General features: G+C 41.6%; 16 protein-coding genes, 2 pseudogenes and 1 riboswitch. Of the genes and pseudogenes, 10 read left to right on the forward strand and 8 right to left on the reverse strand.

Annotated features, from left to right (window positions below; translation table 11 throughout):
- Positions 1 to 7: 7 nt before the first annotated feature.
- Positions 8 to 901 carry an ATP-binding protein gene (locus OKX00_RS12055; RefSeq protein WP_053354290.1) on the reverse strand — a complete coding sequence of 298 codons (894 nt, stop codon included), beginning with the start codon at positions 899 to 901 and terminating at the stop codon, positions 8 to 10.
- A gap of 166 nt (positions 902 to 1,067) precedes the next feature.
- Here OKX00_RS12055 and fabL point away from each other — a divergent pair, with 166 nt between their 5' ends.
- The gene (gene fabL, locus OKX00_RS12060; RefSeq protein WP_231689113.1) at positions 1,068 to 1,820 is read left to right on the forward strand and encodes an enoyl-[acyl-carrier-protein] reductase FabL; all 753 of its coding nucleotides are present in this window, start codon (positions 1,068 to 1,070) and stop codon (positions 1,818 to 1,820) included.
- Between the two features lie 252 nt (positions 1,821 to 2,072).
- Positions 2,073 to 3,677 carry an MDR family MFS transporter gene (locus tag OKX00_RS12065; RefSeq protein ID WP_265407533.1) on the forward strand — a complete coding sequence of 535 codons (1,605 nt, stop codon included), beginning with the start codon at positions 2,073 to 2,075 and terminating at the stop codon, positions 3,675 to 3,677.
- A gap of 29 nt (positions 3,678 to 3,706) precedes the next feature.
- Here OKX00_RS12065 and metX read toward each other — a convergent pair whose 3' ends face one another.
- Positions 3,707 to 4,801, reverse strand: coding sequence for a homoserine O-acetyltransferase MetX (metX, locus tag OKX00_RS12070; RefSeq protein WP_265407534.1), 1,095 nt, complete (start codon positions 4,799 to 4,801; stop codon positions 3,707 to 3,709).
- 82 nt (positions 4,802 to 4,883) lie between these two features.
- Positions 4,884 to 4,992, reverse strand: a riboswitch (SAM riboswitch).
- Positions 4,993 to 5,156: 164 nt separating this feature from the next.
- On the opposite strand from metX, the gene OKX00_RS12075 reads away from it, so the two are divergent.
- Positions 5,157 to 5,645 carry a universal stress protein gene (locus OKX00_RS12075; protein WP_265407535.1) on the forward strand — a complete coding sequence of 163 codons (489 nt, stop codon included), beginning with the start codon at positions 5,157 to 5,159 and terminating at the stop codon, positions 5,643 to 5,645.
- A gap of 41 nt (positions 5,646 to 5,686) precedes the next feature.
- Here OKX00_RS12075 and OKX00_RS12080 read toward each other — a convergent pair whose 3' ends face one another.
- Positions 5,687 to 6,280, reverse strand: coding sequence for a cell wall hydrolase (locus tag OKX00_RS12080; RefSeq protein WP_265407536.1), 594 nt, complete (start codon positions 6,278 to 6,280; stop codon positions 5,687 to 5,689).
- Between the two features lie 220 nt (positions 6,281 to 6,500).
- On the opposite strand from OKX00_RS12080, the gene OKX00_RS12085 reads away from it, so the two are divergent.
- From OKX00_RS12085 to OKX00_RS12095, 3 genes are all read left to right on the forward strand, one after another.
- A complete protein-coding gene (locus OKX00_RS12085) occupies positions 6,501 to 7,073 on the forward strand; it encodes a cysteine dioxygenase (protein ID WP_265407537.1) in 573 nt (190 codons plus the stop codon).
- Positions 7,074 to 7,273: 200 nt separating this feature from the next.
- Complete coding sequence (gene proC, locus OKX00_RS12090) at positions 7,274 to 8,110, forward strand: pyrroline-5-carboxylate reductase (RefSeq protein WP_265407538.1); 837 nt, start codon at positions 7,274 to 7,276, stop codon at positions 8,108 to 8,110.
- A gap of 105 nt (positions 8,111 to 8,215) precedes the next feature.
- Positions 8,216 to 8,827 carry a DUF2238 domain-containing protein gene (locus OKX00_RS12095; protein WP_265407539.1) on the forward strand — a complete coding sequence of 204 codons (612 nt, stop codon included), beginning with the start codon at positions 8,216 to 8,218 and terminating at the stop codon, positions 8,825 to 8,827.
- Here the strand turns inward: OKX00_RS12095 and OKX00_RS12100 are convergent.
- Both OKX00_RS12100 and OKX00_RS12105 read right to left on the reverse strand, forming a co-directional pair.
- Positions 8,822 to 9,108 (reverse strand): annotated as a pseudogene (locus OKX00_RS12100) (fructosamine kinase family protein). The gene OKX00_RS12095 and the pseudogene OKX00_RS12100 overlap by 6 nt on opposite strands.
- Positions 9,109 to 9,365: 257 nt before the next feature.
- The gene (locus tag OKX00_RS12105; protein ID WP_265407541.1) at positions 9,366 to 9,494 is read right to left on the reverse strand and encodes a hypothetical protein; all 129 of its coding nucleotides are present in this window, start codon (positions 9,492 to 9,494) and stop codon (positions 9,366 to 9,368) included.
- 83 nt (positions 9,495 to 9,577) lie between these two features.
- Here OKX00_RS12105 and OKX00_RS12110 point away from each other — a divergent pair, with 83 nt between their 5' ends.
- Positions 9,578 to 11,440 (forward strand): terpene cyclase/mutase family protein, encoded by a 1,863-nt coding sequence (locus OKX00_RS12110; RefSeq protein WP_265407542.1) that lies wholly within the window; start codon positions 9,578 to 9,580, stop codon positions 11,438 to 11,440.
- Here OKX00_RS12110 and OKX00_RS12115 read toward each other — a convergent pair.
- Complete coding sequence (locus OKX00_RS12115) at positions 11,428 to 12,093, reverse strand: GDSL-type esterase/lipase family protein (RefSeq protein WP_265407543.1); 666 nt, start codon at positions 12,091 to 12,093, stop codon at positions 11,428 to 11,430. The two genes, OKX00_RS12110 and OKX00_RS12115, sit on opposite strands and share 13 nt — an antisense overlap.
- A gap of 425 nt (positions 12,094 to 12,518) precedes the next feature.
- On the opposite strand from OKX00_RS12115, the gene OKX00_RS12120 reads away from it, so the two are divergent.
- The 3 genes from OKX00_RS12120 to OKX00_RS12130 all read left to right on the forward strand — a co-directional run bounded on the left by OKX00_RS12120 (position 12,519) and on the right by OKX00_RS12130 (position 14,825).
- Complete coding sequence (locus OKX00_RS12120; protein WP_265407544.1) at positions 12,519 to 13,139, forward strand: DUF47 domain-containing protein; 621 nt, start codon at positions 12,519 to 12,521, stop codon at positions 13,137 to 13,139.
- A 13-nt stretch (positions 13,140 to 13,152) separates the two neighbouring features.
- On the forward strand, positions 13,153 to 14,160 hold the full coding sequence (locus OKX00_RS12125) for an inorganic phosphate transporter (RefSeq protein ID WP_053354304.1): 1,008 nt from the start codon (positions 13,153 to 13,155) through the stop codon (positions 14,158 to 14,160).
- Between the two features lie 125 nt (positions 14,161 to 14,285).
- On the forward strand, positions 14,286 to 14,825 hold the full coding sequence (locus tag OKX00_RS12130; RefSeq protein WP_265407545.1) for a hypothetical protein: 540 nt from the start codon (positions 14,286 to 14,288) through the stop codon (positions 14,823 to 14,825).
- A 331-nt stretch (positions 14,826 to 15,156) separates the two neighbouring features.
- Here the strand turns inward: OKX00_RS12130 and OKX00_RS12135 are convergent.
- Both OKX00_RS12135 and OKX00_RS12140 read right to left on the reverse strand, forming a co-directional pair.
- Positions 15,157 to 15,510, reverse strand: a pseudogene (locus tag OKX00_RS12135) (DUF2515 family protein); the annotation flags it as partial.
- Positions 15,464 to 15,832, reverse strand: coding sequence for a hypothetical protein (locus tag OKX00_RS12140; protein WP_265410619.1), 369 nt, complete (start codon positions 15,830 to 15,832; stop codon positions 15,464 to 15,466). The gene OKX00_RS12140 and the pseudogene OKX00_RS12135, both read right to left, overlap by 47 nt.
- Positions 15,833 to 15,842 lie beyond the last annotated feature (10 nt).

The following is a 15,842-nucleotide window of genomic DNA, read 5'->3' on the forward strand; positions in this document are numbered from 1 at the left end:
ATCCACTCTACATAAAAAGGGTATCTGAAATGTTATGGATTAATGTTTTTTCCCGTTCGTCTTCTAATTTATCAGCTACAGCACGCTGAATCGCCCTCTTTGGCGGCATATAGGCCGATAAGTCTGCTGCGTCAAGCAAAGCCCTGATGGACGCTGCGTCCTCCGATAACTGCCCCGTCTTAGTCTGCTGAACAAGATCTGAAGAAAACTGAACAAATTGTTTTAGAATTCCTCGGTCTTTCTGTTGAGAATGGGATAGTAGCATCTCAAAAAGTGTATCTCCTTGAATATAAGGGACTTCAATAACAACAAAACGGTTTTTTAATGCTTCATTCAATGGAACGGTCCCAATATATCCCTCGTTGATCGCTGCGATCACGTTAAAACCCTCAGCAGCTTTAATAATATCACCTGTAAACGGATTAGTAACTGTCCGTCTGTAGTCGAGAATACCGTTTAAGATGGGGAGTGTTTCTGGCTTTGAAACATTGATCTCATCAATGTATAAGAAATGGCCGAACGCTGCCGCTTTTGTTACCGGCCCAGGAATAAATTCAATTTCAGAATGTCCTTTTTCATAAGAGATGGTCTTATGTCCCAGTAACGCTTCAGCATCCAAATCCACTGAACAGTTGATAGAATGCAGAGGCTGCTGAAATAAAGAAGAAAGGTATTCCGCCAGCTTTGTCTTGCCTGAACCTGTAGGCCCTTTCAGCAGAACATTCTTCCCCATCAGCAAGGCAATCACAGCGTCTTTTACAATCTCATTATCTTCCGCTGTGTACCCTTCTGATCCGATTAGACCTTGAAACTCAGCAGAATTGTTTTCATTTCGTCTATTTCTTTCAAAATTTAATTTTTCAGCCAGTACGTTGGGTAATTGCAATTGATCTATGGTCATGTAAAAATCCCTTTCATCATAAAAACTATAAAAATCTATTATATAGTATATCTCTTCTTCTTTCCTTTCAAATGCTTAGTTTAGGGCAGCATTGACATTCGGTGGGAACCGAATTAGAATTAGGACCAGGTACTAAATGCAGAATGTGATAAAGGACGTGTTTTTGTTGACAAGAAAAGTAGCTTTAATTACAGGCGGCACCAGAGGTATCGGTAAAGCCATCGCCTCCAAATTTGCCTCCGAAGAATATGATCTCGTGTTGAATTTCATGAGGAAGAAGAAAGACGCAGAGGAGACCAAACAAGAATTTGAATCTCAATACGGAATTAAGGTCCATTTAGTGAAAGCGAACGTCGGTGACCTTGACCAGATCAAAGCCTTGTTTGCGGAAGTAAAAGAAACCTTTGGCCGTCTAGATGTATTTATAAACAATGCCGCTTCCGGTGTTTTAAGGCCCCTGCTGGAAATTGAAGAAAGCCATTGGGATTGGACTCAGGACATCAACGCAAAAGCGTACCTGTTTGCCTCCCAGCAAGCAGCGATGCTTATGGCAGAAAAAGGTTCAGGTGCTATCGTTGCTCTATCGAGTCTTGGATCAATCAGAGCACTTCCGAATTACGTAGCCGTTGGTGTATCCAAGGCTTCGGTTGAAGCAATCACCCGTTATCTTGCTGTTGAACTTGCGCCTAAAGGAATTGTTGTCAATGCGGTATCTGGCGGAGCTGTTGATACGGATGCACTGAAGCATTTCCCTAATCGGGAAGAACTCTTAAACGAAGCGAAGAAGAAGAACCCGGCGGGACGAATTGTTGAACCGGTTGATATCGCTGAAACGGTTTATTTCCTCTGTACACCTGCAGCCAGCATGATTAGAGGGCAAACCATTATAGTGGACGGCGGCCTGTCATTGCTTGCTTAAATAAAACTGGAAAAACGCCTAAAAATTTTTGGGCGTTTTTTTAAATTATAAGATTGACTGACTGGTCATATCAGTAATATAATGATTTAGTGATTTTAGTTTAGTAGGTTAATTAAATTGAGAATTTGACTGGGGGTCATTTCATGGAAGGTGATCAAAACGAATGGTAAAAATACTAGTTGAAGGAGTATAACAAAGATTAACACTTAAAGATTCAATTAGTATAACAACAGAATGGAGAAAATCACTCATATGAAAATTGAACAACAAATGCCTATCAACCGCAATATGGTCCTTTTGGGCCTTATTATTGGGATGTTTTTCAGCGCAATGGAACAGACCGTGGTTGGTACAGCGATGCCTACCATTATCGGTGAGTTAAATGGATTTTCTATTTTTGCCTGGGTAACTACTGCCTATTTAATTACATCTACTACGATAATTCCGATCGTCGGAAAGCTTTCGGATCTATACGGACGCCGTACCCTTTATTTGATTGGAACCGTCATTTTCGTCATTGGCTCCGGGTTATGTGCAACAGCGAATTCTATGGAACAATTGATTTTCTACCGCGGGCTGCAGGGTCTTGGCGGCGGTATGATCATGCCTCTTTCACAAACCATTATCGGAGATATTTTCACAGCGGAACAGCGTGCGAAATGGCAGGGAGTATTCGGAGCAATCTTCGGATTAAGCTCTGTTATCGGTCCGTTCATCGGTGGATTTTTAGTCGACTCGATCAGCTGGCACTGGATTTTCTTAATTAATGTTCCTTTTGGTCTCTTATCTGCCATCCTCATTTTTGTTGGAATGAAAAATGAACTGGTAAGGCCAAAAGAAGAAGTGAATATCGATTATCTTGGAATCATCACTCTAATTCCTGCCATCGTCTTATTGCTCCTTGGTTTGACGTTTGGCGGAGATAAATTTGAATGGGTTTCTCTGGTAAGCGGATTGATCTTCGGCTTCTCCATCGTTCTATTGATCGTATTCGGATTTGTAGAAAAGAAGGCAAAAGAGCCTGTCCTAGATCTTTCACTGTTTAAAAACCGTGTTTTTGCCACAACAAATGCTCTAGGGTTTTTACTGGGCTTAGGCATGTTCGGTGCGATCATGTTCGTTCCGATGTTTATGCAGGGTATTCTGGGTGTAACTCCGACACAAGCTGGTTCTACCATGACACCGATGATGATTTCTCTCATCCTGGCGAGTATTATTGGTGGAAGACTTTTATTGAAAGTTCCTTATCGAACCGTATTGACTGCGGGCATGATCATTACAGCAGTAGGCTTCTACTTGATGAGCACGATGGGTGTTGATTCCAATGAAATTACAGCATACGCTTATATGATTATAATGGGATTCGGAATGGGTCTTGTTATGCCGACATTAATGATCGCGATTCAAAATGAATTTCCGAAAACAAAACTGGGAGCTGTTACTTCTGCATCAACGTTCTTCCGTTCAATTGGCGGTACGATTGGTATCACTGTTCTAAATGTAGTGATGAACCATTCCTTAGAAACAAAAATGAAAGATGTAGTGAGTGGACAAACGAACCCAATGCTTCAAGGGATCTTTCAAAAGTTAGCAGACAAAACAGATGCATTGTTCAGCATTTTAATCCATCCAGATCTTCTTAAATTGCCTGATACAATTAAAGATACCGTTATTCATTCTATACAGACCGCATGGAGTGATTCTTTTACCACTGTATTTTTAACAGGCTTGATTTTTATTGGAGCGGGTATTTTGGTCGCTTTATCCGTCGGCGGCGGAAGAATTAGCCGGGAGCGCCCTGAACAGCATACGCCTTCTAATCAGACGGCGGTTATTGAAAAACCAGCTGTTGAATAGTGATAAATAAAGACATGAGGATGATATCCTCATGTCTTTATTGTTTCTCTCATAAATTCCTTGAGCAAGTTCCCCCACTTATCAAATTCTGTCAGAAATCCATCATGCCCAAACATGGTGGATACCTCAAGATATTTTGCTCTTTTATTTGCAGCTTGAACATCTTTTACAAACTGTTCCATTAAATCAGAAGGATAGAGCAAATCACCAGTGAAACCAACACAAAGCATTTGAGCCTTATAGCTCTGGGAAGCAGCCACTACTCCTCCCCTTTCTCTGCCGATATCGTGAGTATCCATCGCTTTCAATAGTGTTAAGTAACTGTTGGCATCAAAACGGTCCGCTAATTTATCCGCTTGGTATTGAAGATAGGATTCAACTGAAAAGGCTGCATTCTCATGAATGGTTTCCCAATTCTCAGTTTGTTTTCGCTGAAATCGATGATTGAACAATGCTCCCGAACGATAAGTGAGCATACCGATCATCCGAGCAATGCCAAGCCCTTTCCTTGGTGTATTTTCTTTACCGTACTGTCCATTATTCCATAAGGGATCACTTAGGATGGCCGTTCTTCCCGCTGCATTGAAACCTATCGCATAATCACTTAGAAAAGGGGTTACGGCAATCGGGATCAGACGCTCCATAAAATCAGGATACATCAGTCCCCACTCTAATACCTGCATGCCGCCTAACGATCCGCCGATCACTGCCTCTAGACGTCCCAAGCCGAGTACGTCCAAAAGTTTCTTTTGGGCCTGCACCATGTCTCTGATTGTTATCAATGGAAATTCAGCTCCGTAAGGACTTCCAGTAACGGGATTGACCGAGAGTGGTCCTGTTGATCCGTCACACCCTCCCAATACATTTGAAGTAATCACCTGGTATTTCTCCAAATCAATATACTGCCCATTTCCCAAAAGACCTGCCCACCAGCCTTCTCCCATCTCACTGTTTAACGTATAATGATTACCTGTAAGCGCATGGCATACGAAAATGGCAGGTGCATTTGCTGCGCCGATTCGCTGGTATGCGATATGGACATCTTTCAGCTCTTTTCCAGACTCTAACGTAAGTTCTCCTATTGCTGCCGTATCATTTACAGCAGATAATTGTGTATTTGCCAACAGATATCCCCCCATTTATTCAACAAAAAACACCTCTCTAAAAGATTCAGAGAGGTGCAATTATCCGCTTGGGCTTGACCTTCTCTTATCTCTCAAAGCCTTCTGCCTTGCAGGATTTGGCACCTGTTCAGAAATAATCTGCAGGTTGCCGGGTATCATCGGGCCAGTCCCTCCACCACTCTTGATAAGAGTCAATTATGAATTTTTCAAATACTTTAATACGTTCAAAAATACCTTACTCCTATAGGTTTGTCAAATGGAATTTGGAGGTTGGGTACAAATGTTACGATTATGTTTGCCTCTCTTATATATAGGGAATGAATTTATATAAGTTTACAAAAAAGGGGTGATTTTTATGCCTTATTACGAAAAAATCCTTGTTGGTGTGGATGGATCGGAATCTTCGGAGGTTGCCTTTTACAGAGCTATAGAAATTACGAAAGAATATCATGCGCAATTGCTAATTGTTCATATTTCTGAGGAAAAAATCCCTACTGCTCCATTAGACGCAGGTGCAGTTAACATCGAGTTGAGCCGTGATAAGAGTTTCAGTGAATCCCTTCTTGAAGATTATGATGAAATGGCAAGGAAACATGGATTAAAACATGTTAAAACCTTATCCAATTACGGAACTCCAAAAACAGAAATCCTTTCTTTTGCTTCCATGCATGAAGCAGATTTAATTGTCTGCGGTGCAACCGGGTTAAACGCTATGGAACGCATTTTTATCGGCAGTGTTTCACAATATATCACTAGGCATGCCACTTGTGATGTTCTCATTGCCCGGAACAGCCAAAAAATCGAATCATCGGGTCTTAGCATAAAGAGCTCAAGTGAACGATAATAAAGCCTCAGACCTTTCTTTCTATGGCCTGAGGCTTTAATTTACTTGCTGAATGTATGGTTGCCGATTACTATATTGACAGGCTTTGTATCGAGCCAACGGCTTACCGCTGTCGTTTTATTATAGAAAAACAGCGATCCATTCGTATTGTCATAACCGGATAATGCTTTATCAACAGCTTTTTCTGATGAAGGTGAAGGCTTTTTCAGTTTGTTTTCCATGACAGGCTGAAACTGCCCTTTGTCGTAGATAACCCCTTTGATCGTATCCGGAAAGCTATCAGCCTTTACTCGGTTCAAGACAACAGCAGCAACTGCAGCTTTACCTTCAAAACTTTCACCCATTGCTTCGGCTTCGACAAGAGAAGCGAGAAGTCTTTTATCTTCTGAAGATGCTTTCACTTGATGTTCACTTACCCCTTTAACTGCCGGTATGTTTAATTGCTGGCCAGGTCTTATCATATTTCCGTCTAAATTGTTGTCTTTTTTGATACTTTCATAAGATACGTTATAAGACTGACCAAGCTTCCAAAGAGTATCCCCTTCCTTTACCGTATGTGCACTTGCATTTGTTCCTCCTGCTATAGATAGCCCAATGGCTGTTATTCCCGTAATTAAACCAATCTTTTTAAACATAAATTTATACCTCCTGGATCTTTGTGTTTTCGTCAAAAGTAAAAGGACGATTTCTGATCACCCTTTTGTTGTTGCGAACTAACGAAGCCCCTAGGAGTTATGTTTCGGATATATGATATTTTTTGTGACCATTGACCGATTTTCCTTCAGAGCACATGAGCGATAAGTGGCTCCAATATACTATAGATAACCCCATTTAATTCGGCAGGAGGATGATAACTTGCTATTCCTTACTAAGATTGAAAAACTCTTCACTCCGCTCGTTCAACCTACCTCACAGGAATTGCTTGATGCTATCCATAAACTGCAAGCTAGTGTAAAGGACGCCGGCCCTTTTATCAGGGATCCAGAAAACAAACCCTATGGCAGGAAATTAATTTATAAGAGTGATCACGTAGAAATTCTCGTTATGCATTGGGCTTCTGCCCTGGATTGCTCTCCTCATGACCATGGGCAGTCATATGGGTGGGTCCAGATTTTATCTGGCTCTTCAAACCACACACTCTATAAGCTCCAGCCCGGCGGACAGCCTGTGCCAGTGAAAGAACAGGTTGAAAATAAAGGATCGCTCCTAAACGTTGGAAGAGGAATGATTCATAAGATGGGTACTCATGAAAAGGAACCGCTGATTACTTTACACGTCTACTCTCCCCCAATTTCCGGTATGAAAGTGTTTGACCTTGAAAAATGTGCAGCTTGCATCGTCTCAGAAGATTGTGGAGCATGGTGGCCTGATGAACAAAGACAATTGCTGCAAACCATTTTGCTCCCGTCACAGCCTGCTAAGCGGTGAATGTATTTCCGCATATCCAGGGATTTAAATGGTTTTCCCATAATTTCTTACAATTTGTGCAGTTTAGCCTCCTTAATTCTCCCTTTCTTTAGAGATTATTGGCTATAACGGACGATGTCCCGGTAAAGGGTTGAAACCTCTTCTTTACATGTTAAGATAGGACCTTAAGTGAACTCAGCACAGCAATAAGGAGAGGTTGCATGTTAGAAACTAAAAAGGTGCTTTTTATCGGGGCAGGTTCCATGGCCGAGGCAATAGCTGCCGGAATGGTCAATCAAGATAAATTACCGCCCAGCAATATCATGATGACGAATAAACAAAATGAAGAACGACGAATTGAACTGATGAAAAAATATAAGGTGATTGCCTTACCTTACAGTGAAGTAAGGGTCCAAGAAGCGGATCTGATCATCTTAGCCATGAAGCCGAAAGATGCAGAAAAAGCATTAATCGAGCTGAAACCCAAACTAAAGCCAGATCAAATTGTACTCTCTGTTCTCGCGGGGATATCTACTGGCTTTATGGAAGAAATTCTTCCTGATGAACAGCCGGTTATTCGGGTAATGCCTAACACTTCCAGTACGATTGGAGAATCGATTACGGCCGTAACTGGTGGACAATCGGTCACAATGGAGCATATAGAAATCGCAAAAGAATTATTTTCTGCGATCGGCAGGGTAAAAGTGATTGAAGAAGAACAGATGGATGTGTTTACAGGTATAGCAGGAAGCGGTCCGGCTTACATTTACTATGTTCTTGAACATATTGAAAAAACAGCTCAGGCTGAAGGACTGGATGAGGATCTTGCAAGGGAGATTGCAGCACAAACGGTTTTCGGCGCCAGTAAAATGGTGCTGGATACAAATGCATCACCTGAATCACTAAGAAAAAAAGTTACATCCCCAAACGGCACAACAGCAGCAGGGTTGGATGCTCTGCGGGAAAATGAAGCTGGCCAAGCGTTTACTAAAGCAATCATCAGCGCAAAAGACCGATCTGCTGAGATCCGCAAAGAATTCGAGAAAGTTTCTGTATGATAATAAAAAATCGCCCGACCTGGGCGATTTTTTATATTTTAGGATAAGGTATAACTGCCGGCTGTGTCCCTCATACTGATAAAAAGGAGATCAGGAGGAGCACACATGGAAATAAACCATCCAAAAAATATTCATCTGTACATTCTGTTGCTTACTGCGCTTGTTTTCATCTGGTCTGCTTTCCGCCCGGCTGATTATTTCACTTGGGTTCTTGAAGTATCACCTGCTGTCCTTCCAATCCTAATCCTTATGCTTACTTATAAACGTTTTCAATTTACAACTCTTTCCTACAGCCTTTTTTCCATCGTGTTCATATTAATGTTTATCGGTGGCCACTATACGTACGATGATGTCCCCCTTTTTGAGCGGATTCAGAATACCTTTCATCTTAAACGAAATGATTATGATCGGTTCGGACATTTCTTTAAGGGGCTCACGATTATTCCTGTACGAGAAGTTTTGCTCAGGCTGGCCGGCCTCCCTCGCCGTTTTTGGCTTATTCTCCTCAGTTTAAGCATCATTCTCTCCCTCGCCGCAGGATATGAGATTATCGAGTGGCTGGTTGCGAAAACGGAAGGGCATTCTGCCAAAGATTTTCTGGGAATCCAAGGGGATATCTGGGATTCACAATGGGATATGTCCCTTGCTTTTGTCGGGTCGATCATTGGCTATCTTCTACTATACCGCCTTCATGATCAGCAACTTGAAAAACTATGATAAATATCTCTTTAGAATTCGATCTATGGGGCGACCGTATGTTTCTCCAAATAAATTCAAATGAACGAGAAGATAAAACAATTGATAAAGTTCTTTACGGTCTTGATATTCTTTTTCAATTGGCAAAAAGTAAGCTTCATGATGGCATAAAGAACGGCGGGATCGATCAGAGCGGGTTCCCCATTCTTTCCAGTGATCCAGTTCCCTCCCCATAGATCTCCATGCAGCATCTGGAAGATCCTTTTCCATTCTCTCCATGATTTTTTTCGTTCTGAATCCATTCCGTTTCCTTCACTTCCTCTTTCAATCTGCGGCAGAATCCGTTTCGTTATGTATACGCTGTCCATGTTGAATATAAGCCGTTCGGCTGCGGAATGGTTCCGATGTAATTGTCATTATTCAATCCATAACGCACCGGTCCGGGAACTGCGAAGAGCAGCAAGTCTTTCTCCCAGTTTTCTTTCTGTATCTTTCGTTTTTTTTTCCCACAACTCACTCTGCCAAAAGAAGTCTTGCTTTGTCGCCAGTCCTGTTGTCTTCATACGTATAAACGTCCGGAACATCTCATTGATGAGCCCCCGGATTGAAGTGATTCAGCCGGATCTTGAAGACGTTCCAGATGTTCTTTTAACAGCTTGCAGAACGCTGTGTTTTGTTCATTATTCATAATTGCCCTCACCTGCTTCATATAGATTGGAGATGTGATGTATTGATTTCTTACTCTAGTCATCCGGGAAGGGTGTAACCCCAATGCTCGATTTGGATAAAATCAGAAATGAGGTTGAACGGCGCTGCCATGATCTGCTATCTTTACAGCAGGCAGATGGCTCGTTTAGATTTTGTTTTGAAAATCCGGTTACAACAGATGCCTATCTGCTTGTCCTTCTTGTATTATGGGAGTGGAATGATAAGCCATTAAAACGAAAATTGGCTGAGCGCATTCTTTCAAAACAAGAATTGGACGGAACATGGAAAGTATACCCTGATGAGAAAGAAGGCAATCTTTCTGTTACGATTGAAGCGTATGTTGCACTCTGTTACGCTGGATATCTCAATATTGACAGTCCACGGATGAAAATGGCCAAGGAATTTATTCTCCATCAGGGCGGATTAAAAAAGGCAAGTTTTTTAACGCGCGCTTTTCTGTCTGTAAATGGCATTATACCTTGGCCCAGTATCCCCTTTGATCCCGGTTTGTTAATCGATTCCCCATCCTTATCTCCTATCCAGTTCTACGATATGAGCAGCTATGCGAGAGCTCATTTCGTACCAATGATAGCTGCCATGAGAAATGATTTTTTTGTATTTCATCCTTGCAGCCAGCAGCTCTCTGCTTTAACGGGTAATCGGAATCATGAATACTATTGGCCGGAACTTGAAAATGATTCGGTAATTCGTTTTTTTAGCGGCTTAGAGGAGCCCTCTGATTCTGTTCATAAAAAATTGGAACGGTACATGCTGGACAGAATTGAAAAAGACGGAACCCTGCTTAGTTACGCCTCTTCAACGTTCTATATGATTTATGGTTTGCTTTCCCTTGGCTATCCGAAACATTCACAAATCATTCTTCATGCCATTCAAGGGATTATTTCTCTTTTATGTAATAATGGCACTCATTTTTTTGTTCAAAATTCACCATCTGCTGTATGGGACACCTCACTTCTTCTCTATTCCTTAATCGAAGCCGGCATCCCACCTGCAAATCATCACATACAAAAAGGGGTTCACTTTCTGCTCGAACAGCAGCACACCAAAAAAGGCGACTGGCAGGTTCATTGTAAAGAAACCGCTCCCGGTGGTTGGGGTTTCTCTGAGACCAATTCCATCCATCCCGATACGGATGATACACAGGCAGCTTTACGCTCCATTTCAATACAGGCTGCTTTCTCTCCCCTTTCCTTTCACTCTTGGCAAAAAGGAATAACCTGGCTGCTTGCCATGCAGAATGATGACGGCGGCTGGCCTGCTTTTGAAAAAAATACAAATAAAGAATGGCTTGGACTGCTTCCTGTTAAAAATGCATCCGACGCTTTGATTGATCCGTCAAACCCTGATATCACAGGAAGAGTTCTTGAATTTTTAGGCAGTTATACAACCTTGACTATAAAGGATCCTGCTGTAAGCCGTGCCGTGAATTGGCTGAAGTCCCATCAGGAGTCCGATGGATCATGGTATGGACGATGGGGTGTCTGCTATATCTATGGAACATGGGCGGCTGTAACAGGGCTTGCATCTGTTGGAATACCGGTAAACAGAGATATATGTCTTAAAAAAGCTGCGAGGTGGCTTGAGTCTATTCAAAATACGGATGGGAGCTGGGGTGAATCATGTTATAGTGATGAGGCGAAGAGGTATGTACCTTTGGGTTATGGAACGGTTGTCCAAACTGCATGGGCCATTGATGCTCTCACTTCGATAAGTCCGCAGCCAACAACCGCTATTGCTAATGGAGTAAATTATTTGCTTTCTTCCTATCATGATGCATCCGCGTTAAATTACCCAACGGGATCCGCCCTGCCAGGATTTTTTTATGTTCTGTATCACAGTTACAGCCGAATTTGGCCACTGAATGCATTAAGTCATGTTTTCAGAAAATATTTTCAGTCAAAGTGAGGGCTTAACGGGCCAATACCCGTGTCGTAGACTGCTTGAGCTATCATTTTATGGCCGAGGTTGTTAGGATGGATACTGTCCCATGACAACAATTCTTTTTCTCGTCTTACGAATAAGGAGTAAATATCTGCGACCCTTACGTTGGGGTAGTTCTGGAACGTCTGGATATAAGCATTGAATAAGTTTACCCATTTATAAGCAAGATCCCACTTGTGGTAAGGATTGTATATATTCGTTAAGCGGATAATGTAATTCTTTTTCCCCTTCTCTTTCATTTCAATAATGTTCCTTAAAATGGCAGACATATTCCTTTGGCACTCTTTTAACGTTTGATGAAATTCCACTTCTTCCTTTTTTAAAAGATATTTTTTCCCAGCCCTGATCAAGTCATTTCCGCCTGCAGTGATGGTAATGATTTCTGAATTCATGAGGGCTTTTCTGATCTTCGGCTCCTCAATCGAAGAAAGTACATCGAGTGTTGTAAAGCCATTTTTAGCGTAATTTGAAAGATGATATGTCTTGAAGAGAGTATGCTCTAAGAGAACAGTATACCGCTGGACGAAGCTTCCCCATTCCTTGGATGAGCCGATTCCCACAGAAATGGAATCTCCTAAGGCGGTATAATGAGAATTTACTTTCCAAGATAAGCCCATCCTTCTCCGCACCTTTCACTCTCAGTTACTTTATAAATATGAACTTACAGTGGAAAAGGTACAAAAAATGAGAAGAGATAAAATTCTTGCCAATTTTTTTAAGTGAATGTTATATTTTAGTTGATAACGGGATGTACCACAGAATATCAGCGAACATGCATAGCGTGAACGATGCTGAAGGATCTAATTTTTTCATCCCGGTCATTACATATGAATGATCGGCAGCTGAAAGCTGCTTTTTTTATGTCATAGGGGGTATACTCTATAAGGGAAGAACTGAATTGTAAAGCTTTTGTAAATGTTTTATTTCAATTCAAAAAAAGCTGTTTAACTTTAGAATCATAAAAGTTATAATACGATTTGTTTGGGTTAGCAAAAAATTTAGGGGAAATTTACTTTTTCTTAACAAACGGAGGTTTTTGTACATGATATTTTCATCGAAAAAGGATTTGTTTTTGGACTTACTAACCAGCATCGCAGATAACGTCCGCGACTCCGCACAATACTTTGTGGATTTTAAAATCAAATCCGATGATGATTTAAAAGAATTTGCAAGAAAAATGAAGGCATATGAAAACAAGGGCGATAAATTTATCCACGAGTTGATTATCGGTTTGAACAAGACCTTTATTACTCCCCTAGAACGTGAAGACATTTTAGAGCTTGCCAATAAAATGGACGACATTCTGGACGGCATGGAACAATGTGCTTCGAGATTTGAAATGTACAACATCACAACACCAGACCCATACATGGTTCAATTTGCCGGCCATATTCTAGAAGCAACTTACGAGGTTGCTGAATCCGCTAAATTATTGCACAAGAAAAAACTTATGGAAATCCGTCCGCATGCGATTAAGCTGAACGATCTTGAATCTGTAGTTGATGACCTGCTTCGTACAAGCATCAAAAACTTATTCAGCGTCGAAAAGGACCCGATTAAAATCATGCAATATAAAGAGCTTTATGAGCTTCTTGAGGCTATTTCCGACAGCACTGAAGATGTTGCCGATACTCTTGAAACCATCATCATGCGTAACGCCTAAGGAGTGATTGGCTATGGATACGTTATTTTTTCTTATCGTTTTAGTCGTTATCTTCGCATTGGCCTTTGATTTTATCAACGGTTTCCACGATACAGCCAATGCGATTGCGACCTCAGTGTCAACAAAAGCGCTGCCTCCTAAGGTAGCCATCGCACTTGCCGCTACAATGAACCTTATTGGTGCATTGACCTTTACAGGCGTAGCCAAAAGTGTAAGTAAAGATATTGTCGATCCTTTTCAGTTTCATGATGAAAAAATAGGACTGCTCATTGTATTGTCGGCCCTTATCGCCGGTATCGCCTGGAACCTGATTACCTGGTATTACGGGATTCCATCAAGTTCATCTCATGCTATTATCGGATCGATTGCTGGTGCTGCTATTTCTGCAGCAGGATTCGGGGTCCTCAACTACGATGGGTTTCTAAAAATCATTCAAGCTTTAATTATTTCACCGTTTGTTGCTTTAGCTGTCGGTTTTATCATCATGACTCTATTTGCGGCGATCTTTAAAAACTTTAATAAAACAAAAACAAATAAAGGCTTCCGTACCTTTCAAATTTTCACTGCCGCTCTTCAGTCTTTCTCACACGGAACGAACGATGCACAAAAAGCGATGGGGATCATTACCCTGGCCTTGATTGCCGGTGGATACCATACCACAGAAGGCATCCCAATGTGGGTAAGGTTTGCCGCAGCTCTTTCAATGGGTATCGGAACATCCGTGGGCGGCTGGAAGATCATCAAGACCGTCGGTGGAAAGATCATGAAACTTCAACCGGTAAATGGAGCTGCAGCTGATTTATCATCTGCCCTGATTATCTTCACGTTTACGGCTTTAAAACTGCCTGTCAGTACGACTCATGTTATTTCATCTGCAATCATGGGTGTAGGTTCTGCTAAGCGTGTTAAAGGAGTTAAATGGGGAGTTGCTCGGCGAATTGTCCTAACATGGATCATTACATTGCCGATCTCAGCGGTATTAGCTGCCATTATCTATCAAATTTTAAATTTATTCGTATAATAAAAAGCTTTCGGGATCATTTCCCGGAAGCTTTTTTTGAATGAAAAGCTTTATTTTATGAAATAAAGACCCTTGTCTATACCCTTTTCTTAAATAAGCATATACATATAAGGAAAAAATTCGAGGTGAAAAATTTGTATAACCAAAGGAAGAATAATGGTACATTGCGTTATTTTCCATATGGAGGCTATGATCCGTTCCATAAAGAATCGGTGTCCCATCATCCGGAACTGATTGAACATTCTCCTCCCCGTCCGCCGCTTCCTGCTTCTCCTCCATCAGGGAGCCAGCATTATGCATCAAAACCGAATCCTTATATGACTGCCTATCCTCCGTATCCTCCGCCACCTAATCCCTATATGAATCATCATATGCTCCCTCCTCGCCCACCCTATCCCTATAACCCTTTTCTTGGTGGTCAGGGTGGGAACGGAAAGTTGAATAAACAAAATAACAATCAAGCAGCCAATGCCATGTTTCCCAACCTGTTTCCATTCGGGAACGGCGGGTTTCCCGGCGGACAGCAATTCCCATTTAACCAGCAGCCATTCCAGAACCCCGGCAATCAAGGCAGTCCATTCAGCTGGGGTAAAACAATCAATGGAATAAACTCTGCCATGGGAATGATGCAGCAATTAGGATCCATCATCTCCCTTTTTAAATAATCTTCGTTAAAAAGAGAGCTCTTTCCTAACTGAGTTCTCTTTTGCTTGTTTTAGAATAAAAATTGTTTAGCCAGCACTGCACCCTCCAGTTGATGTAGATCGGTCCAATATTCTCTTTCTTTGAATGCAGGTTTTGTTTTAAATAAGAAATTGAATTGTTCAGGCACGTCCTTACCGTTAAACCAATCTCCCTTCACTGGAGAATCAGTAAAAAAGTATTCCAGGCGTTAAGCAATTTGGGGCTGTTGGTCCGCAAATCGCAATATACAAGGTTGCAGCCTTTCATGAAAAAGCTGCCGGTATAGGTGTTTGCCTGCTTCTATCCTGCTGGCTAGATCGTTAAATCTGGTGACCCGTATGCCAGCAAGTTTGGCATGGTTGTTATTATGAACCACCCGATCATCAATAAAATTTTGCTCATTAATAATAAGAGCCATGATAAGGATCCGGCTCTCTTGGCTGTGCCAAAAATGTTCCCAAATCGGATGAAGGCGGAGGTTTCAATCCCTGGCAGCAAATGAAAAAGACTTCTTCTGGCACGTTTGCTTTCCTCATACAAGAGAAGCTGCGGGTATACATCTTGAAAGATGAGGCTGTTCGCTGTCTGTAATGCCCAATAGATTGGAAAGCGCTGCTCATCATTCAGGAGCCTTGTCAGAAATTCTCCCTTTAAATCCGTCATCTGATATCAGGCATTCCTGGACACCATGTGCGCAAGCAATGCCCAATGAACCTCGGGATGGTTTTGTGATATTGTTTCGATTATGTAATTGCGTCTTTTCTTTAATGAGGCTGATCAAGCTTTTTTCGTTGCCGTAATAAAAAGAGAGTCCACTTTCAGAACTCGCTTTGTTCATTCTGTCCGTGATCCATTTTCGGTCTTGCTGAGGGATTGCCCAGACAATAGATCTTTCAGAAGGAATAAAGCTGCGAAGGATGCGAACAAAGAATCCTGAAGGAATGATAACAGCTTTTGTATGAGTGAAGTACCTTCTATTCATGTTCATTTGATGTCTC

Origin of the sequence: Fictibacillus sp. KU28468, from assembly GCF_026153615.1 — a bacterium.
GTDB lineage: Bacteria > Bacillota > Bacilli > Bacillales > Fictibacillaceae > Fictibacillus_C > Fictibacillus_C marinisediminis.